Raw genomic sequence first — 26,374 nt, 5'->3', positions numbered from 1 at the left:
GCGGGGTACTCAGTACGGTCCCGACTTCTGCCACCAGGCGATATTTCTGGCATACCAGTGGACGGTTTCGGCCAGTCCTTTCTCGAACGAGATCCGGGGTGCATAGCCGAGGGTCCGCAGTTTCGCGTCGGTCAGGGAATAGCGGCGATCGTGGCCGGGCCGGTCCGGCACCTTTTCCACCCGGTCCCAGCCCGCTCCGCAGGCGGCCAGGAGCCGGTCCGTCAGCTCGATGTTGGTCAGCTCGTGGGTTCCGGCGATGTGGTACACCTCGCCGGCCGCTCCGTGCTCGGCGGCGACCTGGATTCCCTGGCAGTGGTCGTTGACGTGGATCCAGTCCCGCACGTTGGTGCCGTCCCCGTAGAGCGGCACCGTCCCCCCGGTGAGCAGCCGGGTCACGAAGCGCGGTATGGCCTTTTCCGGGTGCTGATAGGGCCCGTAGTTGTTGCCGCACCGGGTGATGACCACGGGCAGCCCGTGGGTGACGTGGTAGGAGCGCGCGAGCAGGTCGCTGCCGGCCTTCGATGCGGCGTAGGGCGAGTTGGGGGCCAGGGGTGCGGTCTCGTCCCAGGATCCGGAGGCGATGGAGCCGTACACCTCGTCGGTGGAGACGTGCACGACGCGTCCGACCCCGGCCTCCAGGCAGGCGTCGAAGAGTCTCTGCACGCCGAGCACGTTGGTCTGTACGAAGTCGGCGGCTCCCGCGATCGAGCGGTCCACGTGGGACTCGGCCGCGAAGCTCAGCACCACGTCGTGCCCCGGCACCACCTTCTCCAGCAGGGCGCGATCGCCGATGTCGCCGTGCACGAAGGTGAACCGCCTGTCCACCGGCGCCAGGTTCGCGAGGTTTCCCGCGTACGTGAGCAGGTCGAGCACGGTCACCTGGGCGGTCTGCCAGGCCGGGTATGCGCCGGAGAGGAGCTCGCGCACGTAGGTCGAGCCGATGAAGCCGGCGCCGCCGGTTACGAGTACGCGCATATCTGCACCTTGCTGTGATCGCCGAGGACCAGACGGTGCGCCCGTGGCGTCCGCGGCGCCGGGGTCACCTCCACCTCGTGGCCGATGAGTGAGGCCTCGATGCGCCGCACCCCGCGGACCGCGGCTCCGCGCAGGACGACGGAGTACTCCAGTTCGCTGTCGATGATCTGGCAGTCCTCGGCGACCGAGGTGAACGGCCCCAGGTAGGAGTCCTGCACCACGCTGCCTGGTCCGATGACGGCTGGGCCTACGATGCGGGAGTTGCGCACCACGGCGCCGGGCGCCACCGTCACCCGGCCGATCAGCTCCGAGTCCCGCACCACACCGGCGAGGTCGGGTTCCATCGCCTCCAGGACGAGCCGGTTCACCTCCAGCATGTCGGCGACGTTGCCGGTGTCCTTCCAGTAGCCCTCGGTGATCGTCGTCGCCACCGGATGACCGGCGTCGATCAGCCCGGAGATGGCCTGGCTGATCTCCAGTTCGCCCCGGTCCGACGGAGCCAGGTCCGCCACGATCGGGTGCACCGCGGCGGTGAACAGGAAGACCCCGACCAGGGCCAGATCGCTCTTGGGCTTGGCTGGCTTCTCCTCGAGGGCGATCAGCCGCCCCTCGGCGTCCAGTTCCGCCACGCCGAACGCACGGGGATCGGCGACCTTGGTCAGCATGATCTGGGCCGCGGGGCGCTCCTTGCGGAACCGCTCCACCAGCTCCGATATGCCGCCGATCAGGAAGTTGTCCCCGAGGTACATGACGAAGTCGTCGTCGCCCAGGTAATCGTGGGCGATCAGCACCGCGTGCGCCAGGCCGAGCGGCGCTGCCTGGGGCAGGTAGGTGACATTCAAGCCGAAGGCGGATCCGTCCCCGACGGCGCGCTGGATCTCCTGCGCGGTGTCACCCACCACGATGCCGACGTCGGTGATCCCGGCCTCGGCGATTGCCTCCAGGCCGTAGAAGAGGACGGGTTTGTTCGCGACCGGCACCAGTTGCTTGGCCGAAGTGTGCGTGATCGGCCGTAGCCGGGTTCCGGAACCTCCGGCGAGGACCAAGGCTTTCACTTCATCTCTCCCTTTCCGCTTTCCCGGGCTGACGCCCGGTTCGGCACCGGCCGGGGCACTCACCGTTGTCGAACGGCGGGATGGTGGAGTTCAAACGGAACAGCTGACTCGGGGCGTACGTCGGCTTCAGATCGGGCGGCCTCCGGCAGTTCGCCTCAGTGTAGGACAGCCTGGCCCGATGGCGATCCGAGTCGTGTCCGCAATTGCGGGAACAGGCCGGGCAATTATTGCCCCAGATAATCTTGAGGCCCTGCTCCCGCGAGCGCACTGACCTGCAGCGATGCGCCCAGCCGTCCCGAATCCCTTGAGTCCCCGTCAAAAAATTTCATGCACTCATTCTTGACCTGAATGGCGGAAGTTGCGTCGGTCGACTGACGGCGGACAGTTCCCCGTGGCGGAAGAGCCAATAGGCAAGACAACAGGCCAACGTGGAGTATTGATCTGGTGACAACGGTCAACTCCTGGGCAGCGAAAGGGCGCTGCATTCTTGCATTTCTCAAGGAAAGGTCGTTTGGAAAAGGCCGTCGCAGTCCTCAACGCATGTCAAAAAGCGAGTGAAGAAATCGGAGAGGGGTCAGAGGAGTGAACGTGTCTCCTGAACACGCGGCCAGAGGACTGTCGTTCGGCGAGATTGTCGAGCGTTACGACCGCTTTCGTCCCGGTCTGCCCGAGGCGGCTGTGGACTGGCTCGTCCCGGACGGCTGCAAGACGGTGGTCGACCTCGCAGCCGGCACGGGTGCGCTGACCCGAAGCCTGGTCGATCACGTGGAACACGTGATCGCGGTGGAACCGGACCCACGGATGCGGGAGACCCTGGGCCGTAACTGTCCCGACGCGAGGGTCTTGTCGGGAACCGGCGAGCAGATTCCGCTGCCCGACGGCCAGGCTGACGCGGTGCTGATTTCCATGGCCTGGCACTGGATGGATCCGCAACGGGCCGTCCCGGAGATCGCACGCGTCCTCCGCAGCGGCGGGACGTTCGGTGTGGCGTGGAACCACCGGGCCCTCTCCGTCCCCTGGGTGGCCGAACTCGACAGCTTCACCCGCGAACTGCGTGCCCGTGCCGCCGCGGAAGGACCGACGGGTACCGGTGCGGCGCCCACCAGGGAGGCCACGGATCCGCCCACCGGATCGCTGTTCTCCGTATTCACCGAAATGCGCATGACCTGGTCGAAACCGGTGACTGCGGGGGAGCTTGTCGGGCTCCTGGGCACTGACGCCAGCGCGATCGCGCTGCCGGTCGATGCCCGGAGTGCCGTGGACGAGCAGGTGGCTGCGTACGTACGCGAGGAACTGGGGCTGTCGGGGGACAAGACGATCGATCTGCCGGTGGCATGCCGGTGCCTGCGCGCCACCAAGAACGCCTGAGCGGCCCCGGCACTTCCGCGAGACACCCGTAGAGGGCGAAGCCGTCCACGGCGACGGCTCCCATGTCCTGACCCGGCACGGGAATCGCAGGGACGCTGACCGCACCAAGGGCACGCCCGAGTGGCCCTTGTACGCCTTCGAGCGCAGCGCAGACGCAGAGGTCACCTGGGCGCCCAGCAGCTGACCGCGGAACATCTCATGGACTTCAGCTATGGAGGCAACTGCACATGCTCAAGATCGCCTTGGTGCAGCAGAGCGCCTGGGACCTTCCCGTCGATTCGATGCCCCTCGCGGCCGGCTATCTCAAAGCAGTGCTCGACGCCGATCCCGACATCAGTCCCGAAGTCGACGTACGCATACACAACATGCGCGGTGGCTGGCGAGTCAACGAGATGACCAAGGCCATCTTCAGCGAGGAAATCCCGGACGTGCTGGCGTTCTCCGTGGTGGGCTGGAACTACCGGAACTTCTCCCTTCTGGCGGAAGTGCACAAGCAGCTGAAACCCGCTGGATTCACCGTCTTCGGCGGAAATCACGTGAGCCACCAGGCTCAGAAGGTGTTCCGGGAATGCCCGGACGTGGACATCGTGGTGAACGGTGAGGGCGAACTGACCTTCCGCGAACTGGTCGCGGCCGTCCTCGCCGACCGGGGCGCCCCCGCTCTCGCGGCCGTCTCCGGACTCTCGTACCGCACATCCGGCCAGGACTTCTCCACCACGCCCGACCGACCCAGGATCGACGACCTCGACATCATTCCCTCGCCGTTCCTCACCGGAGCGATACCCCTGCTCGACCAGAAGGGCCATTTCCCCTACGAGTTCGCCCTGATGGAGACCAACCGCGGATGCCCGTATCGCTGTTCCTTCTGCTACTGGGGCGGGGCGACCGGCCAGCGGGTGCGCTCCTTCTCCCGCGATCGCCTGGCCGCCGAGCTGGACCTGTTCGGATACCACCAGGTCCCCACCGTGTTCCTGTGTGACGCGAACTTCGGGATGCTTGAAGCCGACGAGGAGTTCACCGAGGATCTACTGAAGGTTCACGAGAAGTACGGCTTCCCCACCTCGCTCGAGGCCAACTGGGCCAAGAACAAGTCCCAGCGCTTCCACCGCATCGTGCGCACCCTGAAGCAGAACGGCTTCAAGAGCTCCTTCACGCTTGCCCTGCAGACCCTCACCGACGAGGCGCTCACCGACATGCGGCGGCGCAACATGAAGCTCAACCAGTGGCAGGATCTCGCCGAATGGCTGGCCGCCGAGGGCATGGAGTCCTTCGTCGAGTTGATCTGGGGCGCCCCCGGCGAAACCGTCGAGTCGTTCCTCGACGGCTACGACCGAATCGCAGAGAAGGTGCCCCGCATCGCCGTCTATCCGCTGCTTCTGCTGCCCAACACGGACTACAGCGAAAAGCGGGAGCTGCATGGCTTTGTCACCGTGCGCGGCGAGTCGGACGACTTCGAGTACGTGCTCGCCAGCCGCAGTGCCAGCCTCGCCGAGAACTTCGCGATGCAGCGCTTCATGTTCCTGGCCCGCATCCTGGGCGAGAACCAGTACTTCAAGCGGCTGTGGCACCCGGCCAGGCTACTCGCCGGGATGACGCAGTCGCAGGTCATCCACTCGTTGCTGGAGTGGATCGACGCCTCCGAGCACCCTTCCGTCCTGGCGTTCCGCGAAGCGTTCCCCGTGCTTGCCGAGTCGCCGGCCGTCGCCGCCGGTCATCGGATGCTGTACTCCGATCCGGAGCTCGACGCCGAGGTCGAGCGCTGGTGGAACGAACAGGTCGTCTCCCGATTTCCCGCTGCCTGGGCCGAGTTCGGGCCCCACCTGTATCGCTTCGAACGCTTCTCCCGGCCCGTCTACCAGCCGCCGGGGGCGAGCATGCCTGAAGGCTGGCGCTTGGACGAGAGCGGCGACGCATACGTGAGCCAGGACCTTGCGAGGTTTCCGTTCGACGTGGTTGCCGCCTATGAGCGGCTCGCCGGAGGTGTGTTGACGCTTCCCGAAGCGAACCCCACCGCGTACGAGTTCCGCTCCCGCCGCGGTTTCTACCTCCATCTCGACAACCACGAGACCGGAGCGCACTACTTTGCGACGGCCACACCAATGGCACCGGACACCCCGGCCCCCGCAGCGCGGAAGCCCCTGGATCTTGTACCGGAGGCCTCATAACGAGCTGCCGTCGCGGCGGTGTCGCGGGTGTCGGTCACGCTGATGTCTGGCCGACCCAACTCACCCGTTGCAAAGGGAAGTTGACTCCACCCCCACCAGGGCCCGATTCAGCCAGACCTTTGCCCGCTGTAGCTGACGTGATCACGCTCCACCGTCAACCCGTCGTCGCTCCAGCAAGTGCCAGTCGGTGGCCGCTTGGCGGACACCGGCTCAAGCCGATACGTGCATGGCGCATCCATGACCAGCGGGAGCATAGGGCTATGCCCCCCGTTGCGGTGGTGCCGCTGTGCCGGCGATCGTCTCGTATCACCCCGTTCTTCGAGCCCCGTAAAGCGCTTCAAGTTGCCTGTCCGGCCATGACCGAGACTTTGCCATCCGCCCTCCTCGATACATGCGCGGTGTTGCTCAAGGGCATATGACTTCGTAGGGTCGATCAACGTCGAGTCGGTGAATCGCCAAGAGAGTAATTTTTTTCGTGAGCTAAGGAACTCTGAATGAGGTCTTCGATCCCTCAGCCGTCGTGGCGGCGGGAGGATTCACGGAAGAAGCCCTTGACTGGAGTTCCGGTGGCGCTGACGTCGTTTCGGGTCTTCGAAACGCCTCGTGTCGGGAGCGTCTCGCGGTTGCGCAGAGTGAGCGCAGGCGTTGGCCGGCGCGGGCGCGTGAACCGAAGATGCATCGTGCGCTGCGCTTGATGACGCGGTTGCTGCCCTGGTCGGCGGCGTTTGCGGTCTCTCAGGACGTACGGTCTCGATGCCGTCCCACTACTGGTCGACGGCCGGCGAGGTTCCCTCTGTGGCTGAATCCAAAACACTCTCATGGGTTGGTTGCAGTCAGTGCGTACAGATGCGCCGCAGGGCAAGAGGTATTCGATGATTGTTCATAACGGGAGGGGAAAGAGTGTATAACACTGCCACGACCCACGAAATCGAACCGAGCGGCGAGGTCGTTGAGCTGCGCCGCGGGATACTCTCCTTGAGTGCGCGGGAGATGGAGGTTCTTCATCTGGTCGCCACCGGTAAGACCAACTGCAGCATTGGTATGGAGCTGGGAATATCCGAAAGGACGGCGCGGGAGCACGTTGCGCGCATCATGCTCAAGCTCGGAGTGGGCTCCCGGGTCGAAATAGCCGTGATCGCCACCAAATGGAGGTTTGAGGGCGCCTTATCTGGTCGCTTGGAGTGGCAGGATGGCGGCATCGACGAGTTATCGCAACGGTTAGTGCCAGACGAGTTATGGATGCTGGTGGAGCCGATGATCCCGCGGCCTCGGGATCACCCGCAGGCAGGAGGGACGGCTTCCGCTGAGGATCGCGCAGTGTTCACCGCAATCGTCTACGTGGTGACCAGCGGATGCGCGTGGCGGGACTTGCCGCCGACGTTCGGGGTGGCCTTTCAGGCGGCACAATGGCGCTTCGGGCAGTGGGCCAAGGCACGTATGTGGCCCCGACTGCGGTGCGCGGTGCTCGACGAGCCGTACACACAGGTGCAAAGCGACTGGTCCCAGGCTGTGGCCGACGCCGCGATGATGCGGGCGAAAAGGGAGGACGAGGCTCGGACCCACTCCGGTTGATCGGGGCCAACCCGCCCGGAGACCCACTTCTTGGCCACCCACGGCGTTCTGTCGCTGGCCATGGCGGTCTCCGCTGTCGATGCCCCTGGCCGCAACAGCGTGTCGACCTCGGCAAGCTCTGAGCCGACAACAGCTACGCGACTTGGACGCCCTGCGTCACTGATGCGCCACCGCGAGATCACCCTTCAGGAGGATTGCGTTGTCGAACCTGTCCGAGAAATTGGCCAGTTTGTCTCCTGAAAGGCGGAAGCTCCTCGCGGCGCACCTCCGCGGCAACGTCTCTGACGTACCACCGGTGACGGCCGTGCCTCCCGGACAGTTGCGCTGGTCCGCGCAGCAAGAACGGATGTGGTTCCGGGAACAGACAGGGGGCGACCCATCCGAGCACAACCTTGTGTACCGGTTCGTCCTGTACGGCCAAGTTGACGACGACCGGCTGGTCGCGGCGCTACGGTCAACAGTCAGCAGGCAGTCCGTACTCTCTGCGCCGCAAGGCCGGGATGCCGCCGTGCCGCGCGCTGATCTCCAGGTGCGCACTGTCGACGCTACCGGCTCGGCTACGGACAGCGTACTGAGCGAGGTCCTACGCACTGAATCCGCGCATCCTCTAACGCTGGAGAACCAGGTCCTTGCGCGCGCGACGCTCGTGCACTGCTCGGACGACCAGCATCTGCTCGTCTGGACAGTTCACCAAGCTGCCTGGGACGCCCACTCCGTCGCCATTTTCATGCGCGAGGTAGCAGCCGCCTATCTCTCAACGATGGCGGGGAGGGATCTTGAACTCTCCTACTCCGACTTCAGCCACTGGCAGTACGAGATGCTCAACCGGCGCGGTGACGCTCTGAGGAAGTGGTGGTCGGCGAACCAATACAGCGGTGTTTCGCTACCGCTGGACCGCCCTCGACGAGACCATGGCAACGAGGGTCGGCTCCGCAGTCTTACCCCTGCCCGGATAAGCGCCGAAGTGGCCAGCAGCGGCGCTACGTCGGCACTCGCGGAAGTCGGGCGTGCCGTGGGCGCCGATGTGCCGACCGTCGTCTTCGGGCTCCTCGCCCTACTGGTCTCCCGCTGGAACCAGCAAGACGAAGTCACCATCGGCTGGACCGGTGATACCCGGCCCGGGGAGCAGTTCGGTGATGTCATCGGCCCCTTCTCGAACGTTCTCCCCGTTTCGATCAGCATCGATCCTGCGGCGGAGGTGCCGACGTTTCTCTCGACCGTAAGTACGCGCGTCTCTCGGGCTGCTGAACATGGCGACCTTCCGTTCGGGCAGATCGCCAGTGCCATGAACCCTCGTGAGCCAGGGACAAACTCCATCATCAAGCTCAAGTACGGATACGAGAACAGCGAGATGGCCGTTCCCGCTGTTGATCTCGGGGGATGCCGGATGGCCTTGGAAGAGGTGTATCCAAGCGCCACAGACGTGGATGTGTCCTTCCTCGTCCGAGAACGCAACGGCGGCTTGGACCTCATCGCGTCCTACCGCGATGACCTGTTTGATCGAGCGAGCTTGGAGAACTTCGTCGACTCGCTGCGTGAACTGCTCCGCTCTGCCGCCCAGGACGACGGAACGCCTCTCGGCCGCCTCAGCATCGTGACCGACCGCCAGAGCGACGCGCTGGCCCGCCTCGCAAACGGAGGGGACTCGACCAAGGCCGCCGGCGAGACAGTCCTTGAGGCGGTCTACAAGCACGCCACGAGCAGGCCGGGCAGCGAAGCAGTCCGCTACGGCGGTCGCAGTTACACCTACGAAGAGATCCTGACGGACGCGCGAGCGATCGCCGACGCCCTGGTGGCGAACGACGTGGGCTCGGGTGCACGTGTGTTGCTCCTGAGCAGTCAGAGTCCGGTCGCTGTGAGCGCCGTGCTCGCGACGTCCATGGTGGGCGCCGCCTACGTTCCGCTCGACATCGAAGCACCGGCGGCGCGGCTCGCCTCGATTGTTAAGAAGACTGACGCCGCTGCCTTGGTGGTGGGCACGGACGCGAGCCGTGAGCAAGCTCGCGAGCTGGTCGGCGACTCCCTCCCGGTCATTGATCCCCAAGCCGAGAAGCGTGCTCCGCGTGCAGGCGTGGGCTGGGCCCCGCAGACGCTGCCCACCCCCGATGACACCGCTTACGTCATCTTCACCTCCGGCAGCACAGGGGAACCGAAGGGGGTGGTGGTGAGCGAGCGCGCGTGCTTGCACTTCTGCCACGAGTTCGCCACCGCCTTCAACACGCGGCCCGACGACCGGGTCCTGGCCTTCGCCCGGCTGAGCTTCGACGTCTCCGTGTTAGAGGTTCTCGCGACCCTTTACGCCGGGGCCGCCGTCTGTATCGCCACCGTTGAACAGCGGCGAGATCCGGAACTCCTGGCGGACTTCATGCGGCACGAAAAGGTGTCCATCGCAGAGCTGCCCCCTGCCCTCATGCCGCGGCTCAAGGGAGAGTACCCCCACCTGCGTATCGTCTCCGTCGGAGGCGAAGCTTTCCCCGGCTCCCTCGTCGAGGACTGGACACGGAACGGCCGGGAATTCTGGAACGGCTACGGCCCGACCGAGACAGCCGTCGGAGTTACCCTGATGCGTTGCGAGGGCCAATGGTCCACCTCGCCGCCCATCGGGCGGCCCATACCCGGCCTGCGCGCCTACATCCTGGACGCTCACGACCAACTGCTGCCCCCCGCCGCCATCGGCGAACTCTGCATCGCGGGCCCCAGCCTCGCTGACGGCTACCTCGGAGAACCGGCCCTCACAGCCCGCAGCTTCCGCTCCGTACCGGCCGTTGGTGAACGCATCTACAAGACCGGTGACCTTGTACGGTGGCGCCCGGACGGGAATCTCGACTTCTACGGTCGGAACGACCGCCAGGTCCAGGTCAATGGGTTTCGTGTTGAGCTGTCCGAAATCGAGCAGGTCCTGAGCGCCATCGACGGCATCGAACGGGTGCGAGTGGAGTACCTCGACCACCCCGCGCTCGGCCGGAGCCTGGTTGCCTTCGTCGTCCCTGCCGCGGAAGGAACCGGGCCGGATGCGGCGACCCTGCGGAAGGAAGCCGCGAACCGGCTACCTGCGTACTCTGTCCCGCGGAGGTTCATTCCTCTTGACGACGTGCCCCTGACGCCGAACGGAAAGGTCGACCGATCGGCTCTGGAGGAAGTCCTCGCCAGCCAGGACACCGGTGGCTTCGGTGAGGCCGAGTACGTCTTGTCGGCCACCGAGCGGCGACTTGCCGAAGAGCTCATCGGACCCGCCCTCGGCATCCGTAACCCTGACCCCGATGCCGGATTCTTTGAGCTGGGCGGAAATTCGCTGCAGGCCGCTCAAATCGTCGGAGGGGTCGTGGAGAAGTTCGGCGTACCGCTGGCGATCGTCGACTTCTTCCAGAATCCTACGATTCGCGGCCTCGCGGTCAAGGTGGGCCAGGCCGCTGATTCGGCCATCTCGTCGTCTGATGTCGACTCCTCGTCCTGACTAGGAGAAGAACCGTGCCCGGACCACAGGATGCGCGCGACATTGATCGCGATTCCGATGCAGAGATCGAGGGGATTCTCAAGGAGCTCTCTGCGCAAGAACAACAGAAGTTGCTGGACCTCCTGACGCAGGACGGAGGGTGCGAGCAGAACGAGTGGCTCCCGACCATTGCGTTCCAGGAAGAAATTCTTGAGGTCGCGCGCGTCCACCCGCACAGCCGCTGCGCGGGCATCCACCAACTCTTCGTGCTCAAGGGGATCGTGGATCCGGCGCGAATGCGCATCGCATGGCGCAAGCTGCAGCACAGGCACGACGCCCTCCGCACCACCTTTGGCGAGAAGAGCAGCCAGTGGCGCCAGAAAGCAACTCAGAGGACGAGTGAACTCGTCATCCGTGGCGCCGCAATCGATGAACGTACGATGAGCGAGACCGTCGGCCGGCATCGAGCCGAAGGCTTCGACCTCGTCGGTGGCCCGCTGGCCCGTGCCGAGCTCGTACTCGGCCGCGAGAACACGCACTTTCTCGTCCTGTCATGGCATCACTCCGTCGTCGACGGATACTCGCTCGGAGTCCTGTGGGACGATCTGTGCCAGGCGTACAACGACCCGGGAGACGCGCCCGCCCCGCTCCAGCAGGGCGAATTCGCCGAGCAGCAGTCGGCCCGCAGGGTCGCGAGGGCCAAGGAGGCCGCCCTAGCCATCCGCTCGCGGTACCCGAAAGCCCTGGACGGCCCGGCTGATACGCGCCCGCGCCCTCACCATGTGGACCTCGGCGGAATCACGCTGCGCTGGGGCATCGACGACAGCAGGAAGCTGGCAGCTCGTGCCGATGAGCTGGGTCTGACCTTGTACATGGTGCTTCTGGCGGCCTATCGCTCCGCCCTCGAGGAAAAGGGATTCCTGTCGCCCGACTCCCCTGTATGGTCCCCCATGTCCGGCCGCGTATCTAGTTCTTTCAGCCGGAGCGTCGGCCTGTTCATGAACCTGGTCCCCGTCTTCGGCTCGATCGAGCGCGCCCCCGAAGGCGAGACGCCGATCGCGGCGTTGCGAGAGGGCTGCATCGAGGCATTCGGCCGCCAAGACGTGCCGCGCAACGACCTCATCGACATCCTTCCCGAACTTTCCGCAGCGAGCGCTCTGTTCGTGGTGCAGAACAGCTCAACGGGAACCCGTGACCTCGTCGGAGTCCAACGGTCGATGCCCACACCGTCGGGATTCCCTCCCGCCGCACCGATTCTGGAATTCGACAGCCCTGTCTCCGGCCTGTTTCCCACGGCGCTGTCCATCGAATTCATGGAAGACAGCAGTCTCGCCGGTGTATTCGAATACGATCGTACGCGCCTCGACGCGGCAACCGCTACTGAGGTAACGGACTGCCTTTCCGGGCTGATAGACAAAGCAATCGCCGGGACATTCCCTTGGTGAGGATGCGCGCGGTCATCTCGTGTCGGTTACGTACAACATGGATGAGTAAGGGGATCAGGTGACCAGGAGTGGCTTTTCGGCGAAACGGCTCACCCGTGTGCGAGACGTGCTCGAGCGTCGCGTCGACGCCGGCTACAGCCCGGGCGTGGCCGCCGTCGTCGCCCGCCATGGCGAGGTTCACATCGAGGCAGTGGGCAATCTTTCCTTCGAGGGCGCGGGCGCGAGCAGACCGATGGCAGCCGACTCGATCTGCCGTATCTCATCGATGACGAAGTCGATCGTTGCCGCCTGCGCGATGACGCTTGTCGAGGACTGCACGCTCCGCCTCAACGACCCGGTCGACGCGCTCCTGCCGGAACTGGCGGACATGACCGTGCTCGCCGATCCGAACGGGCCGCTGGACGACACCGTCCCCATGAACCGCCCGATCACACTGTCGGACCTGCTCACCTGTCGCCTCGGCACCGGCGCGATCCTGGCCGAGCCGGGAACGGTCCCGATCTGCGACGCACTCAATGCCCTCGATCGCGGGGACGGCCCGGACGAGCCTGAGCTGTCGCCGGGCGAGTGGCTCCGCCGACTCGGCACGCTCCCGCTCGTCCACCAGCCGGGTGAGCGCTGGATGTACAACACCGGCCCCACCGCGACGGGCCTGCTCATCGCGCGTGCCACCGGCATGTCTCTCGAAGACGCGGTGCGTGAACGGATCTGCGAGCCGCTCGGGATGAAGGACACCACCTTCGGCCTGGGCGACGCGAGCGCCGGCCGGGCGGCGGCCGCGTACGTGTACGACGAAGCCGCCGGCGAGCTCGTCGAGGAAGGCCTCGACGGCATCCGGAAGCGACCGTCAACGTTCAAGGCGCCCGCCAGCGGACTCGTCTCGACCGCCGTCGATATCCTGGCCTTTGCCTCGGCCCTGCTCGCCGGCGGTACCCACCGCAGCGAGCGGGTCCTGTCACGGCCGTCGGTGTCGTTGATGACGAGCGACCACCTGACACCGGCGCAGAAGGCGGCCTCCAGGTGGATCTGGCCGCTGGAGCACTTCGCGGACTTCGGCTGGGGTTTCGGGATGGAGGTCCGCACCCGGCGCACCAACCTCGGCCCGTCGGCCGGGAGCTACGGCTGGTACGGCAAGTACGGCACCGCCTGGTGCAATGACCCTGCCGAGGACATGACGACGATCTTCATGATCCAGCGGGAGGACGGGCTCGAACTGCCAGCTCTCGTCGACTTCTGGACGGCTGCCTACCAGGCGATCGTCGACTGACTTCCGTCAAGGCGGCGGCCCTGCCTCATCGTGCAATGCCCGGACGGCCGCTACTACGGCGTGTACGGCATGGGGTGTGGTCCGCCGCCATGCTTGCTGCGCCCCTTGTCGGCACGCGGCTGCTCGAAATGGGCGCAGACTGGCTGTGGCTCATCTGCGCGGCCCTCTGCCTGGCCGCTGCCGCCGGGCAGCGAACCCTTGCTCCCCGCATTCGAAGCCGGAGCACGGCTCCCATGTGATCCGGGGCTTACGCACGGTGCCGGGGGCCACCAGGGTGCGGCTGCCCGGGCCCATGCCCCCTGTCCGAGGTCAGGGGCGGGCCGAGGACGACTCCGCGGCCGGCGTAGAAGCGGGCCAGGTCCTCTGGTACCGACAGCGAGGACCAGGTGGCCGCCCTTGCGCTGCGGCTCCGGGTCGAGAGTGCGGATGGAGGGATGGACGGAGAGGATCACCAGGCGCCCTGGGTAGCCGAACGCGACGCGGCCGCCGGGTGGTTCGCCGGCTGGGCGCGCCGCCACGGACTGCTCGACGTCCTCGTGAACAAAGCGGCGCGCGGCGTCCTCGCCCGCTACGACGACCTCACCGACCGCGAATGGCAGCGTGCCGTGGACACCCATGTGCACCGGGTCGCGCGGCATCCGTGTCAACACAGCATCGGCCGGTCTTCTCGACAGATGACGACGGTCTTGAACCCCTGGTCCACTGCGGTACGGGACTGGCAGGGCAGGGCGTTGACGATCTCCCGCCTCCAGCGGGTGCCTTGGTGGCCGCTAACGGAGGGATGCCGAGCCTTCCAGGAGGCGATGACGGGCTCGATCAGGGCCACCACGCGCCGCATGAGTGAGGTCCCGGCCGCGCAGACGCCGTCAAAGCTACCCGGAGGCCGGTCGCGAGGTCTGCCATACGTCCTTGAGCGTGGCCAGATGGCCGAGGCTGGCACGCACGGCGCTGGCCTCCACGTCGAGGTCGATCATGCACACCACCTCGTCGACGCCGATCTCGGCGACCCTGTCCAGCAGCCGCGCGGCAACTTCCACTTGGCCGAACAGACCGCCGTTCTCGAAGTAGCGATCGAAAGCCTGATCGACGACGAACTCCAGGTCTTCCGGGTCGAGGTCGTCTGGATCTACTCCAGGGAGGAGGTCGCTTGGTGCCTGCAGGAGCAGCCCCGCCTTGGTGCGCAGGAACGGGACACGGACGGTCTCCCGTACCATCTCGCGATCATGCCCGAGGAGGGTGGGAAGCATGAGCGCTACCCGTGGCGCTGCTGTCCCGGTATAGGCCTCACGATAGATAGTGATCTTCTTGGCGAGTTCGTCCAGATTCTGGCAGAGCAGGTGGGTGAGAAGCCCAGCGCCGAGCTGACCGGCTGCCTGGAAGGTCTCGGTGCTGCCCGCACTCGTGAGCCAGACGGGCACTTCGGGCCGCACCGGGGCTGGGTAAATGCGTTTGGTCGCTGGTTCGGCGGTGCCGTCTGCGAGTTCGAACGCCTCCTGGCGCCACAACTGCCGCACGGTATCGATCGTTCGCAGGAGAACTTCCCGACGCTGGGAATAGTCCTCTGGCGGCAGGACGAAATCGGGGCTGGGCCAGCCGGGGCCGAAGGACAACGCTACCCGGCCCTTGGAGAGGTTATCGACCACCGCCCAGTCCTCGGCGAACCTGATCGGGGCATGAAGCGGGCCAACGACATTCCCCGCCCTGATCTCGACCCGGTCCGTGATGGCCGCGACTGCTGCGCCTGTCAGGGCAGGGTTGGGATAGATCCCGCCGAACGGATGGAGGTGTTGTTCCGGGGTCCACACCGCCGTGAACCCATGCCGATCTGCTAAACGTGCTCCTTCGAGCAGGAGATCGCCAGGCATCTGCCGGCTTCCGCCGGCTCCGTCGTGAGCGAAGTAGAGAAGACTGAAATCCACGGTTATCCTCCAGCAATCAACCTGTTGCTAGTGATCTGCTACAGCGGGTTCCGGCGCGTCCGAACACATCGCGACCACGAGGCTCTTCGGTCGCATGTCGGCCCAGTTCTCACTGATCTGGTCCAGGCATTAAGTAACTGCCTTGGGGGCTCTCGAAGGGATTGGTCATGGAGAAGCGGCTCCTTCCCATGTGACTGCCCGTCTACGGTCGCCAAGAGGGAAACGGATTGCCGTCCCGATCCGTAGCGCATGAGCGGGCCGAATTCGGCCCGCTGCACGGGTTCCTGTCATCCGGAGCGACCGCCGACGGCACGGGCGAGGCGCTCGGCGCTGTGGTGCGCGAAAACGTCTTGTACCTTCAGCGGCAGCCCGGCCTTGCGAGCGGCGCTGACCAGCCGGATCGCAGCGAGGCTGTTCCCGCCGAGGTCGAAGAACCCGACGTTGGCGCCGACGTCGGTAAGGCCAAGCTCCTGCGCGAACAACCGGCACAGGAGTTCCTCGGTCGCGGAAGCGGGAGACTGATGGGAAGTCGCATCCGGTAGCTCCGGGGCTGGCAACGCCCCGCGGTCCAGTTTGCCGTTAGGGGTCAGCGGAAGCGTATTCAGCACAACGATCGATCCGGGCACCATGTAGCCCGGGAGTTTCTCTCCCGCGAAAGCCCGCAGGTCGACTGGGTCGAGAGGGGCCGCGGCCGGTCCGTCCGGGACGGCGGGAACCACGTAGCCGACCAGCCGCTTGTCTCCTGGACGGTCCTCGCGGAGCACCACGGCGGCCTGCGCAACCCTCTCATGAGTGGCCAGGGTGTTCTCTACCTCGCCGAGCTCGATACGGAAACCCCGGAGCTTCACCTGCTGGTCGGCCCGGCCGATGTAGCTGAGGGTGCCGTCGGCCTGCCAGCGCACCAAATCGCCTGTCCTGTACATCCGCGAGCCCGGCGGGCCGAATGGATCAGCCACGAAGCGTTCAGCGGTCAGTGCGGCACGGTTCAAGTAACCACGGGCAAGGCCGGTGCCGGCGATGTAGAGCTCACCCACGACGCCACTGGGAAGCATCCGTAAACCGGCGTCGAGGACGTAGGCTCGAGTGTTCCAGATCGGCCGCCCGATCGAAGCGTGGCCGACTGCGGGGGGTACGGCGGCCATCGTTGAATAGATCGTGGTCTCGGTGGGGCCGTAGGCATTGACGACCTCAACTGCCCGCTGCGCCATGTCTCTTGCCAACGCCGACGGGAGCGCCTCTCCGCCGACGAGTATGCGGAGGCCCGTCACGCCTTCGGGGTCGGCGCCGAGCTGGGACTGCCACAGCGATGGCGTGGCCTGCATGTGGGTGACCCCGGCGGACTTGACGACGGTGCTGAGGGCGGCCGGATCGTAGACGATGTCCCGGTCTGCGAGGACGACTCCGGCACCGGATATCAGGGGCAGCCATAGCTCAAGGTTGGACATGTCGAAGGCGATCGTGGTCACCGCGAGCCACCGGTCAGTGGAGCCGAGGGGGAAACGCTCCCGCATTGCCCCGAGGAAGTTGCTCAGCGCGCCGTGGGAAATGACGACCCCCTTGGGTCGTCCGGTCGAGCCCGAGGTGTAGATCACGTAGGCGGGTGCTGCTGGTGGGACTTGGGCCACGGTGCCGCTATCGGCCGACTTCCCCTCGCTGGTCTGCTCGTCGCCAGCCGGGTCCGAGTCCAGGAGCAGGCACGGCACCTTGCCCTCTGCAAGCCTGGTAGCCGTCGCGGACGTGGCGAGCGCGAGCACAGGGGCGGCATCGTCCAGGATGAACCCGATGCGATCCGGCGGGTAGTCCGGGTCGATCGGCAGATAGGCACCGCCGGCCTTGAGCACCGCTAGCAACGCGACGACCAGCCATTCGGATCGGGGCATACACACCGCTACCAGCTTTTCCGGACCGACACCTCGCGCGGCGATCCGCCGAGCCAGGTCGTCTGCTCGCGCGTTGAGTTCGGCGTAGCTGATTTCCCGGGTGCGGAAGGCCACCGCGAGGCCGTCGGGCGTCCGTCGCGCCTGGGCCTCGAACAGACTCTGTACGGGAACCAGCTCCGCATCAACATCGGGGCCCTGTCCCTGTGTCGCCATGCGCTCGAATTCGGCTGGTTCCAGCAGCGCCGGCTGTCCGATGGGCAGGCTGGGATCCGCGGCGAATGCGCGCAGCAGGCGCACCAGCCGCGCCGCGAAGCGCTCGACGCTGACCTGGTCATACAGGTCGCTGGCGTATTCGATGACCCCGCCAAGGTCGCCGCCGGGCTCCTCGCGAAAGTCGATCACCATGTCAAAGCGGGCGCCGCCAGTGTGGATGTATTGCTCGGTGACGTCGATTCCGGGCAGAGTGAATTGCCGTGCCGAGGCGTTCTGCAGTACCAGCATGATCTGGAAAAGCGGATGCCTGGCCAGGGAGCGCGTCGGATTGACTGCGTCCACCACGCGGTCAAATGGTATGTCGGCGTTGGCATAGGCCGCCAGATCGCTCTTCCGGATCCGTTCGAGTAGTTCGGTGAAGGCCGGGTCGCCTGATGTGTCGGTCCGCAGCACCAGCGGGTTGAGGAAGCAGCCGACCATGTCCGCCAGGACCGCGTCGCCGCGGCCGGCCATCTGGCAGCCCAGCGGGATGTCGGTCCCGGCGCCGAGGCGGGTGAGCATGGCGGCGAGTCCGGCCTGCAGCACCATGAACAAGCTTGTGTTGGTGGAGCGCGCCAGTTGCATCAGCCGGGTATGCAGCGCAGCGTCAAGCCGGATCGGAACGGTCGAGCCGCGCCGACTCGCCTCGGCCGGGCGGGGTCGATCGGTCGGGAGTTCCAGCTGATCCGGCAGGCCGGCAAGCGTCCGCCGCCAGAAGGCGAGCTGCGAACTCGCCAGGCTGTCGGCATCGCGTTCGTCGCCCAGCATGCGCTGCTGCCACAGGACATAGTCGGCGAACTGGGCGGCCAGCGGCTCAAAGCTGGGCTCTCGCCCTTGGGACCGTGCGGTGTAGGCCAGTGAGAGATCCGCGGCCAGCGGGCCGCAAGACAAGCGATCCATCGCGATGTGATGGATCGTTATCAGCAACACATGCTCGTCCGGTGAGACAGCGAACAGATGGCAGCGGATCGGCGGCTCAGCCGTCAGATCAAATCTGCGTGCCGCCTCGGTCGCCAGCGCTTCATCCAGTCTCTCGGGCGAGATGTCCGTAACGGGCAGCGCGGGCTTGAAGGTGCTGAGGATGACCTGGTGGGCGAGGTAGGTGGTTCCGGACTCCGTTCTGGGAAAGACGGTGCGCAGCACCTCGTGCCGCGTCACCACGTCACCGAGTGCGCTCCGCAGGGCAGCGGAGTTGAGCCGTCCGGATAGGCGCCGCACCAACGGGATATGGTGCGCCATTGGTGCGCGATCCGCACCTCCCGAGACAATGTCAAGAATCCATAGTTGCCGTTGGGCGGGTGACAGTGGGATCAGCATGGGACGCGGCTGCCGGACCAGCGTGGGACGCGCCGTACCGTTCCCGCTGAGCATCGCTGTCGGCCTCTCTGGAGTCGGGTTCCCGGCCATGCTCAGCACCTTCACCTTCTCGGCGTCCAACGCCTCTCAGGGCGTGCCGCGTTCGTGCCTGCGTACTGCAGATCGAGGTCGGTCATCTCGGCGATGCTCGCTACGTAGAGCACGACGTCGGCCAATTCCTCCGCCAAGAACCTCCATCTCCTGCCGTCACGCGGTGAAGGCCGCGACTGCCTTTCCTTGGGTATGCAGGACGCCAGCGGCGCCTCGGTGGTGTTGCAGCCCTTCAATGCCTTTTCATCTCAGGAAAGTCACTGCAGCGAACGGATATCAATGTGTTGGAATCCGAAATAATACTTCTACTGGGCCTGCGCCTTGCCTATTGGCTCTTCGGCCATGGAGTAATGGCCTCGCTTTAAGGGCTGTCCCGTAACTACTGGTCACGGGTGAGGTGATCTTGGTGTGGCTGGTGTGATCACGGCGTTGGAGCCGTCCTGGATAGCCCCGTAAACCGGGCTGAGCCCGCGGCAGTTCGGCAAGCTGATCACCGCGCTGCGGCGTGAAGGGGCGGATCCGGTGCCGACCCTGGAGCCTGCCGCTGGAGGACCGGGTCCTGCTGGTCGCCGCGTACAGAGGACGCCCCAACCTGACGCTGCGTCAACTAGCCCCGCTCTTTGGGGTGTCAAAGTCGGCCACCGACCGCATCATCGGGACCACCTCGGGCCGACGCTCGCGCTCCAGCCCTGCAAGGGGTACCGCCGGTTCTCCGTGCTGATCGTGGACGGGACCCTGGTCCCCATCCGCGACCACCAGGTCGCCGAGCCGTCGAAGAACTACAGGTACTCCACCAACCACCAGGTCGTCATCGACGCCGACACCCGCCCTGCGGTCGCATCGACGCGCTCGGCCCCAACAAGGGGCGCTGCCGGGGTGCACGGCCTGCTCGATGGCCGCCAGGACCTTCTTGGCGTGCGGCAGGAAGACCTGCCCGTCCAGGCTCAGCCGGGAGCCTCGGGAGGTCCGCACCAGGAGCGTGACCTCGATGTGCCTCTCCAGAGCCGCGACCCGCTTGGAGACCGTCTGCTGGCTGATCCCCAGCTCGTCGGCCGCAGCCTGGAACTGGCCGGTCTCGGCGACGGCCACGAACGTCCGCAGCGCTTCAACATCCACACTTCCACCCTGCTTCCACAACCATTAGTTGTGTCTGGTGTGGTGCAGGGTTGTTTGATCGGGTGTTCTGCGCGGTGGTGGGATCAGCGCATGTCTACCCGCACAGAGCAGGCTATGTATGTCCAGACGCCTGAGTTCGCGCGTCATGCGGAGCGGATCGTGGAGGTGACCGATGCGACGTCTCGACTGAACGTGCTTCCGTTCAGCGACAGCGAAGGTCGTGCGGAACTACTTTCTGTTGTGTTCGGTGGCCCGCTGCCGGAGTCGGTGATGATCTACCCGCCGTTCTTTACCGAGTACGGGCTGAACACGACGTTCGGGGAGAACGTCTTCGTCAACCAGGGATGCACCTTAATGGACAGGGGAGGCATCCGTATCGGCAACGGCGTCATGATCGCCCCGAAGGTCAGCCTCATCACCGGAGGCCATCCACTGCCCCTGGCCGAGCGCCGCGAGTACCTCTCCTTCGCGCCGATCGTCATCGAGGACGACGTCTGGATCGGGACGGCTGCCGTGATCACGCAGAGGGTGACCATCGGTGCCGGAGCGGTGGTCGCCGCCGGTGCGGTGGTCACTCGTGATGTTCCTGCCGGCACTGTGGTCGCGGGAGTGCCCGCCCGGGTGATCAAGACGATCGACTGAGCCCGGCCGGGCTGCCGGCCCAGGTGCACAGCACCTCTGCGGTCTGATCCTGATGCCTCGTCACGCCCGGCTGACCGACCAGTGGGACCGCATCCGACCTCTGCTGCCCTCCAGCACCAGTCGTCGTGGCAGGCCGTGGGCCGATCACCGCCGCATTGTGGAGGCGATCGTCTACCGGTACCGCACCGGTATTCCTTGGCGAGACCTCCCAGCCAGGTTCGGATCCTGGAAGACCGTGTAGGCCCGCCACCGCCGCTGGGCCGCCGACGGGCCTCGACCCGACGCCCGGCCGGCGGGTGAAACGGGTGCGTCACCGTCAACCAACGCGAATGCTGCCTGGACGATGCAGCCATGTACCGCCTCTGTCCCGGCTGTCCGGGATCGCGTGGCCCAGCAGGCGGCCCGCATGGTGATCGAGCCAATTCTGGAGGCGGACTTCATGCCTGTCTCATATGGGTTTCGGCCGAAGCGGTCCGCGACGCAGGCGATGGAGCAGATCCGCGTGCACTTCCCGCGGGGGACAGGCATGTCACCGAGGCTGATATCCCGGGCTTCTTCGGCCAGATGGATCAAGCCATGCTGATGCGCGAGGTCGAGCGGAGGACCTAGGATCAGCGGGTGCTGAAGCCGATCCGCAAGTGGCCGTGGGCGGGACGGTTGGATGGCGGCGAGTTCCGGCGCACTGTGCCGGGACTCCGCAGGGCGGGGTGATCTCGCCGCTGTCGGCCGAGGCGGCCCTGATCACGGCCCGGGAGATCCTGGGCGGGCTGCGTCTGCAACTCCACTCGGACAAGACCCGGGTGGCCTGCCTCAGGGAATGCCAGGAGGGTTTCGACTTCCTCACCGGCAATGCCGCCGCCAAGTTTCGCCAGGCTGATCAGTACGTGGAGCGGCGCCTCAGGGGCTTGATGATCAAGAAGCGTGGGCGCAACCTGCGGGCCGGACAGGCGAAACAACGGACGAGGCAGGGCTTCCACGGCCAAGGGATCTACTGCCTCGGCGGGACGCCAGGCACCCGGTGGCCGCGTAACACGGACAAGAAGATCACCAGAAAGTCGTGTACGGGAGAACTGCGCCGCACACTAGGATTGAAAGGGGACGGAGGGCACGGGCCCGCAAGGAGTACTGCGCCTCCAACCACCAATGACCGAGATTGAGACCGAGCCCGAGATCACCGCGGGTCTTATCCGCCACCTGCTGCGGGACCAGCACCCGGACCTGGCCGAGCTGCCCCTCCGCAAGGTGGAGGGCGGCTGGGGCAACGAGATGTGGCGCCTCGGGGACGAGCTGGCCGTGCGGATCCAGCGCATGGACACCGAGCCGGATCACCAGCTCAAGGAGCGCCGGTGGCTGCCACTGCTCGCCCCACGCCTGCCGCTGCCAATTCCGGTCCCGGTGCGGAGTGGTGCGCCCTCCGAGCGTTTTCCCAAGCTGTGGACGGTCATGACGTGGGTGCCGGGCCTGCCGCTGGACCATGGGTCGATCACCCGTGGCGAGCATGCGGCCGACACCCTGGCGGCATTCCTGCGGGCGCTGCACGTGGCAGCGCCCGCCGACGCACCGGCTGATACGGGCCGCGGCGCGCACCCCAAGGACTGCACGGACGGCTTCCACCAGTTCTTCGACTCCGTCGACGCTGACGCGATCGGCTCCGATGCCGCCGACGTCTGGGCTATCTGGGAGGACGCTGTCGCGGCCCCCGCATGGGAGGGGCCGCCCGTGTGGGTGCACGGCGACCTGCATCCCGCGAACGTCGTCGTCGCGGACGGGACGCTGGCGGGCGTGGTCGACTTCGGTGACATGTACGTCGGCGACCCGGCGTTGGACCTGGCGGCCGCCTGGGTGCTGCTGCCGGAGGGCGCGGCCGCACGCTTCTTCGCCGCGTACGCGGAGGCTGACGAGGCGACGGTGCGGCGCGCCCGCGGGCTGGCCGCACTGAAGAGCCTCTTCCTGATGCTGATGGGCCAGAACGGGGACCGCGGCCTGCCCGGCGGCAAGCCGGCTTGGGGTCCGGCGGGACGGGCGGCGCTCGACCGGGTCCTGAGAGGGCGGTGAGTGATGTGATGTCGCGTTTGTTGTCGCTGGAACGTGTGGCGCAGGCGTACCGGGACTGTGTCAAGGCTCCTTAGAAGCCGTATCTCAACCGATCGTGGAATTTGCGAGTCGAACGGAGTTCCTGGTCGGGTGATCTTCCAGCCGTACGCGCATGAAGGCAGGGCCTCCTGCTAGCTCGGGGGTGCGACCCCATTCCGAGCGGTTCCCGGAGGCCCTGTTGTCGTTGTTGTACGCGCCCGAGCCGGTTCACTTCAACTCGTCCGTCGTGTCGTGGGATTGCCTCGCGCATGTGGACGGCAACGCGGCCGATCATCCCGATCGGGGGCGCCGGCGTCCGTCGGACATGACGGACGCGGAGTGGGCGGAGGGCCGGCCTTTGCTGCCGGTGCCGGCGTGGCTCCAAGGGCGGGGCGGGCAGCCCGAGGGCTACTGCCACCGCCAGATGCTGGACGCGATCCGTTACCTGGTCGCGGGCGGGATCTCGTGGCGGGCGATGCCCGCGGACTTCCCCGCATGGGGCCACGTTTACGCCTTCTTCCGCCGCTGGCGCGAGCACGGGCTGATCGCCGAGTTCCATGACCGGCTGCGCGGGAGGGTCCGTGAACGCGACCGGTCACGGCAGTCGCCCCGTCGGCGGACACAGCCAGGGCCTCGACCAGTTCCGCCCGCGCGACCACTCGGCGGTTCAGTTCGATCTCCGCGGCCTCCAACACCTCAGCCAACCGCGCGGCTTCCTCCCGCAGGCCCTCCACCCGCACGCGGGCAGCCGCCTCCCGCTCCTCCCGCATTCCCAGCACCGACGCCACCGCGCACCCCTCCGTCATGAAGCGGACACAAGACGCCGCATGCCTCCCTCACTCCGAGCGAAACCATGCCTGACCAGACCAAGCGGTGGTACATCAAGCCGGACGTGGAAGATCTTCGCGAAGCCGCCGCAGCATGGGTGGCCTGCACGGGGCTCCAACTCAGCATGTGGAAAATTGTGAGATTTGAGAGCGTGCAGGGCCTGAGTGAGATGTCGGCGCACACCCCGCAACGCCGCTTCTCTTGGCCAGAAGACCCCGCTCCTGAGCACAGGCAAGGCACCGCATCCGCACCACCGGATCACGATGAGCTACCACAATCCAGGTCGCGCAATCGCCTGCGCAGTCTCCACGGCGAGTCTCTGACCTGCACAAACCATCCTCCGGGCGCGGCCGGCGGCCGCGCATCCGGGTGAGCGATGCTCCCGCGGGCGAACTGCTCGCCCAGCGGCTCGGGGCCGCTCCACCCCAGGGCTTCCTCGACCTCACGGATAAGCCGGTGTTCCACAGCGCTCCTCTGTGTGTGCCGGGCCACGAGCGGCGGGCCGTGCGGCATATGCCGCACGGCCCAGCGGGGCGGTTAATCGGCGGGGTGGTTGAGGCAGTCACCGTCGGGCTGGGTGTCGCCTGTGGCGTCCGGTGGCGGGTCGGACATGCTCGCGTCGTTGCGAACGTGGACGCCGGACAGCACCTCGACCACCACGAGCAGTTCACTGCGTCCTTCGAGGAGCTTCGCTGATCCCTCACGCGTTCGCTCCCTCCGATACGAGCCACACACAGTGCCGCCCACGCCTCACGGAGACAAGAGCAAATAGACGCCATGCAGGGGCGCTGGAGACCCGTTGTGGGCTCCGTGGCCTCTGTGGGTGTTCCGGCGAGAGCACGGGGACGGACCAGCTTCCCCACCGGCGCGCCCGTGATCGCGGACGCCCGTGCCTGCTGTGTACCCAACCCCCCTCAACATGACGAGGCGTCAGCAAGCGGACGTCAGTCGACTACGCCGAGTCCTGAACGAAGAGGGCGCGACGGTAGTACGCGACTTCCGGTTCGCGCTTCATCCAGATGTTGCCGGTGGGGGTCTCCGTTGTTGCGTTGTCGGACCATCCGGTTGGTTTCCGCTGCGCTCTTCGAGATGCACGACGAATGGATCGCCTTACCGCACCGCCACCTCCCCGAAGGGGGATATGGGTGGTATCTGCCGTAAGCTCTCTTTTGGTTCCTCCGCACTGCCCAACGCACCGAAATGCAGCCGCCAGTTGATCCGCAACAGCACGGCGAGGGACACTACCTGGCGGATGCGTGTTCCCGGCCGAGTGGCACTCGCTTCGGTATCCTCCCGTGCAGGTCATCGAGGGCCATTTACCCAAAGATTGCTGGGCAGTTGACCTCAGGGTTTCGTGGTAGCGTCCTTGTTCGGAGGGACAATGCAACCTGAAAGGGAAAACGTGAACACGGAGAAGATCGCCGCTCGCCGCCTCTCGCTGGAAGAGGTGGCGAAGCTCGGCGTGAAAGACAGGCTCTTCGTTTCCGCCGACACGGCAGAACTCAAGCTTCCCGACTGCTATGTCCCTGCTTTTCTGACCAAGTCCGGTGAGGATTTCGAGGGCGGCTCGGTCACGGCGAGAACCATATTCCAGGAAGTGGTCTCCTGCCTTCCCGACGACGAGAATGAAGCCGGAATCTACTTGGCCGACGAGAACGGCTCGGTGACCATCGAGGTCCTCCAGTCCGCCGGTGTCGTGCTGGACCTGGCGCTTTTCGTCCCTAGTGGGGACAAGGGGGCCCTCACGGCCCTTTACGCTGCAGCCCGGCAAGCCTTCGGCGCCGACGTCGTGCAGATCTGGCGCCAGGGCCTCAAGGAGGTTCCCGACGTGAAGGTCGACATCTTCGAGGAGCAGATTCCCCGGGGGCGCAAGGGGAGCGACAGCCCCAAGCGTGACCGTCGCGCGGTCGACACCTACCCCACCCGTGCGGACTTCATCGAGTTCTCCGCGGGGTGGAAGCCGGTCGTTGAGATTCACAGGCCGGTTGTTGACGACACCCCGACCATCTGAGGCGGCGTTACCTCTCGGTCTCGGCCTGAGAGAACGCCGAGAACGCATGCGCCGGCCCCGGTCGACCCCTGAGCGGGCCCAGGGAGCCGTCGGAAAATAACTCACGAACGCCGAAGCGCCGTTCCACTCGATGACCTCGCGAGACAGCCCGCCTGACCAAGATCAAAGTCTGAAGTTATTTCTGCGACAGCCCTCAGGGCTTCGGCGTAGTCGAGCGAGGTCCACTTCGTGCTCAGACGAGGCCGAGGAGTGTGAGGGGTCGGCGGGCGTCACGCGCATTGCGGCGACGGCCGGAGGCGATGTTCTTCGCGCCGTTCATTCGCAGGGCGCCGACCGCGAGGTTGCGCCAGGTCGCCATAGCGCGGGGTGCGCTGTCGGTCCGCCACCGCGCACGCGGTCAGGTCGAGGACGGCGGCCAGCGCGTGCCGCACTCCTCGCAGCCGGATGATCTGCTATCAGCCCGAACGCCCAGCCCAGCCGCTCATCCCATGCACGAGCGTCGTCCGCATCTGCACCCGTCTCTTCAGCCAGGCAGGGGCCATTCCCCGGCACCGTCGGCTGGCTCCGCCCGACGGTGCGCGGAGACGCAGGCCACCGAGGCGAAATAGACATGAGAAAGGAACCGTCCGCTCGTACTCCCTTCACTGCAAGTGGCCACGAAACGGATGCCCGCCGACTACGCCGAAGCCCTGCTTCGGGGATAGTCGTCCGGCGCAAGGCCCTGTGGAAGGGACAGTGAGATCTGAGAGCGTGGAGCGCGTGAGTGAGCTGTCCGCGCCCACCCCGCAACCCCGCTTCTCCGGGCCAGAAGACCCCGGCCCTGATCACGAGCAAGGCACCACATCCGTACCAGCAGATCACGGTGAGCTACGGCAAGCCAGGGCACGCGATCGTCCACGTCGCCTCCATGCTGAGGCTCTGACCTGCGCAAACCCCGCTTCGGGTGCGGTCGGCGGCCGCGCTCCG

Annotated in this window: 17 protein-coding genes and 3 pseudogenes; 13 read left to right on the top strand and 7 right to left on the bottom strand. The window is 66.1% G+C overall.

All coding sequences use genetic code 11. The features are described 5' to 3' along the window. Nucleotides 1-9: 9 nt before the first annotated feature. Both rfbB and AB0G84_RS24695 read right to left on the bottom strand, forming a co-directional pair. Nucleotides 10-975, bottom strand: coding sequence for a dTDP-glucose 4,6-dehydratase (gene rfbB, locus AB0G84_RS24700; protein ID WP_361324666.1), 966 nt, complete (start codon nt 973-975; stop codon nt 10-12). Then, entirely contained in the window at nt 960-2,030 is a 1,071-nt protein-coding gene (locus AB0G84_RS24695; protein WP_361324663.1) for a glucose-1-phosphate thymidylyltransferase, read from the bottom strand. The genes rfbB and AB0G84_RS24695 overlap by 16 nt, the downstream gene beginning before the upstream one ends. 588 nt (nt 2,031-2,618) lie before the next feature. Between AB0G84_RS24695 and AB0G84_RS24690 the strand changes: the two genes are divergently transcribed. The 6 genes from AB0G84_RS24690 (at nt 2,619) to AB0G84_RS24665 (ending at nt 13,280) form a co-directional block, all read left to right on the top strand. Then, entirely contained in the window at nt 2,619-3,398 is a 780-nt protein-coding gene (locus AB0G84_RS24690; RefSeq protein ID WP_361324660.1) for a class I SAM-dependent methyltransferase, read from the top strand. 227 nt (nt 3,399-3,625) lie between these two features. Then, nucleotides 3,626-5,563 (top strand): KedN5 family methylcobalamin-dependent radical SAM C-methyltransferase, encoded by a 1,938-nt coding sequence (locus AB0G84_RS24685; RefSeq protein ID WP_361324657.1) that lies wholly within the window; start codon nt 3,626-3,628, stop codon nt 5,561-5,563. A gap of 900 nt (nt 5,564-6,463) precedes the next feature. Beyond that, nucleotides 6,464-7,135 carry a transposase gene (locus AB0G84_RS24680; protein WP_361324654.1) on the top strand — a complete coding sequence of 224 codons (672 nt, stop codon included), beginning with the start codon at nt 6,464-6,466 and terminating at the stop codon, nt 7,133-7,135. A gap of 199 nt (nt 7,136-7,334) precedes the next feature. Beyond that, nucleotides 7,335-10,589: an amino acid adenylation domain-containing protein gene (locus AB0G84_RS24675; RefSeq protein ID WP_361324651.1), complete on the top strand. Its 3,255-nt coding sequence runs from the start codon at nt 7,335-7,337 to the stop codon at nt 10,587-10,589. A gap of 14 nt (nt 10,590-10,603) precedes the next feature. Beyond that, nucleotides 10,604-12,013 (top strand): condensation domain-containing protein, encoded by a 1,410-nt coding sequence (locus tag AB0G84_RS24670; protein ID WP_361324648.1) that lies wholly within the window; start codon nt 10,604-10,606, stop codon nt 12,011-12,013. Nucleotides 12,014-12,071: 58 nt separating this feature from the next. Continuing rightward, on the top strand, nt 12,072-13,280 hold the full coding sequence (locus AB0G84_RS24665; RefSeq protein ID WP_361324646.1) for a serine hydrolase domain-containing protein: 1,209 nt from the start codon (nt 12,072-12,074) through the stop codon (nt 13,278-13,280). Between the two features lie 643 nt (nt 13,281-13,923). Here the strand turns inward: AB0G84_RS24665 and AB0G84_RS24660 are convergent. The 3 genes from AB0G84_RS24660 to AB0G84_RS24650 form a co-directional block, all read right to left on the bottom strand. Then, entirely contained in the window at nt 13,924-14,118 is a 195-nt protein-coding gene (locus tag AB0G84_RS24660; protein ID WP_361324643.1) for a hypothetical protein, read from the bottom strand. 34 nt (nt 14,119-14,152) lie between these two features. Beyond that, complete coding sequence (locus AB0G84_RS24655; RefSeq protein WP_361324640.1) at nt 14,153-15,199, bottom strand: MupA/Atu3671 family FMN-dependent luciferase-like monooxygenase; 1,047 nt, start codon at nt 15,197-15,199, stop codon at nt 14,153-14,155. A 287-nt stretch (nt 15,200-15,486) separates the two neighbouring features. Next, nucleotides 15,487-18,648 carry an amino acid adenylation domain-containing protein gene (locus tag AB0G84_RS24650; RefSeq protein WP_361324637.1) on the bottom strand — a complete coding sequence of 1,054 codons (3,162 nt, stop codon included), beginning with the start codon at nt 18,646-18,648 and terminating at the stop codon, nt 15,487-15,489. Nucleotides 18,649-19,200: 552 nt separating this feature from the next. Between AB0G84_RS24650 and AB0G84_RS24645 the strand changes: the two are divergent. Continuing rightward, a pseudogene (locus AB0G84_RS24645) lies at nt 19,201-19,566 on the top strand (transposase family protein); the annotation flags it as partial. A 39-nt stretch (nt 19,567-19,605) separates the two neighbouring features. Here the strand turns inward: AB0G84_RS24645 and AB0G84_RS24640 are convergent. Beyond that, nucleotides 19,606-19,854: pseudogene (locus AB0G84_RS24640) on the bottom strand (LysR family transcriptional regulator); the annotation flags it as partial. A gap of 114 nt (nt 19,855-19,968) precedes the next feature. On the opposite strand from AB0G84_RS24640, the gene AB0G84_RS24635 reads away from it, so the two are divergent. The 5 genes and pseudogenes from AB0G84_RS24635 to AB0G84_RS24615 all read left to right on the top strand — a co-directional run bounded on the left by AB0G84_RS24635 (nt 19,969) and on the right by AB0G84_RS24615 (nt 23,377). Continuing rightward, nucleotides 19,969-20,496 (top strand): DapH/DapD/GlmU-related protein, encoded by a 528-nt coding sequence (locus tag AB0G84_RS24635; protein WP_361324635.1) that lies wholly within the window; start codon nt 19,969-19,971, stop codon nt 20,494-20,496. 52 nt (nt 20,497-20,548) lie between these two features. Beyond that, nucleotides 20,549-20,734: pseudogene (locus AB0G84_RS24630) on the top strand (transposase); the annotation flags it as partial. A gap of 469 nt (nt 20,735-21,203) precedes the next feature. Continuing rightward, nucleotides 21,204-21,653, top strand: a complete 450-nt coding sequence (locus tag AB0G84_RS24625) for a hypothetical protein (protein ID WP_361324632.1) — start codon at nt 21,204-21,206, stop codon at nt 21,651-21,653. Next, nucleotides 21,640-22,551, top strand: coding sequence for a phosphotransferase (locus AB0G84_RS24620; protein ID WP_361324629.1), 912 nt, complete (start codon nt 21,640-21,642; stop codon nt 22,549-22,551). Before AB0G84_RS24625 ends, AB0G84_RS24620 begins: the two co-directional genes overlap by 14 nt. A 151-nt stretch (nt 22,552-22,702) precedes the next feature. Beyond that, nucleotides 22,703-23,377: a transposase gene (locus AB0G84_RS24615; protein WP_361324626.1), complete on the top strand. Its 675-nt coding sequence runs from the start codon at nt 22,703-22,705 to the stop codon at nt 23,375-23,377. A gap of 557 nt (nt 23,378-23,934) precedes the next feature. Here AB0G84_RS24615 and AB0G84_RS24610 read toward each other — a convergent pair. After that, on the bottom strand, nt 23,935-24,057 hold the full coding sequence (locus tag AB0G84_RS24610) for a hypothetical protein (RefSeq protein WP_361324623.1): 123 nt from the start codon (nt 24,055-24,057) through the stop codon (nt 23,935-23,937). Between the two features lie 742 nt (nt 24,058-24,799). On the opposite strand from AB0G84_RS24610, the gene AB0G84_RS24605 reads away from it, so the two are divergent. Continuing rightward, nucleotides 24,800-25,408 (top strand): hypothetical protein, encoded by a 609-nt coding sequence (locus AB0G84_RS24605; RefSeq protein WP_361324620.1) that lies wholly within the window; start codon nt 24,800-24,802, stop codon nt 25,406-25,408. Nucleotides 25,409-26,374 lie beyond the last annotated feature (966 nt).

The organism is Streptomyces sp. NPDC020742 (genome assembly GCF_040641675.1).
Taxonomy (GTDB): Bacteria; Actinomycetota; Actinomycetes; order Streptomycetales; family Streptomycetaceae; genus Streptomyces.
Note: the sequence above shows the minus strand (reverse complement) of the source record. Positions and strands in the feature narration are given on the sequence as shown.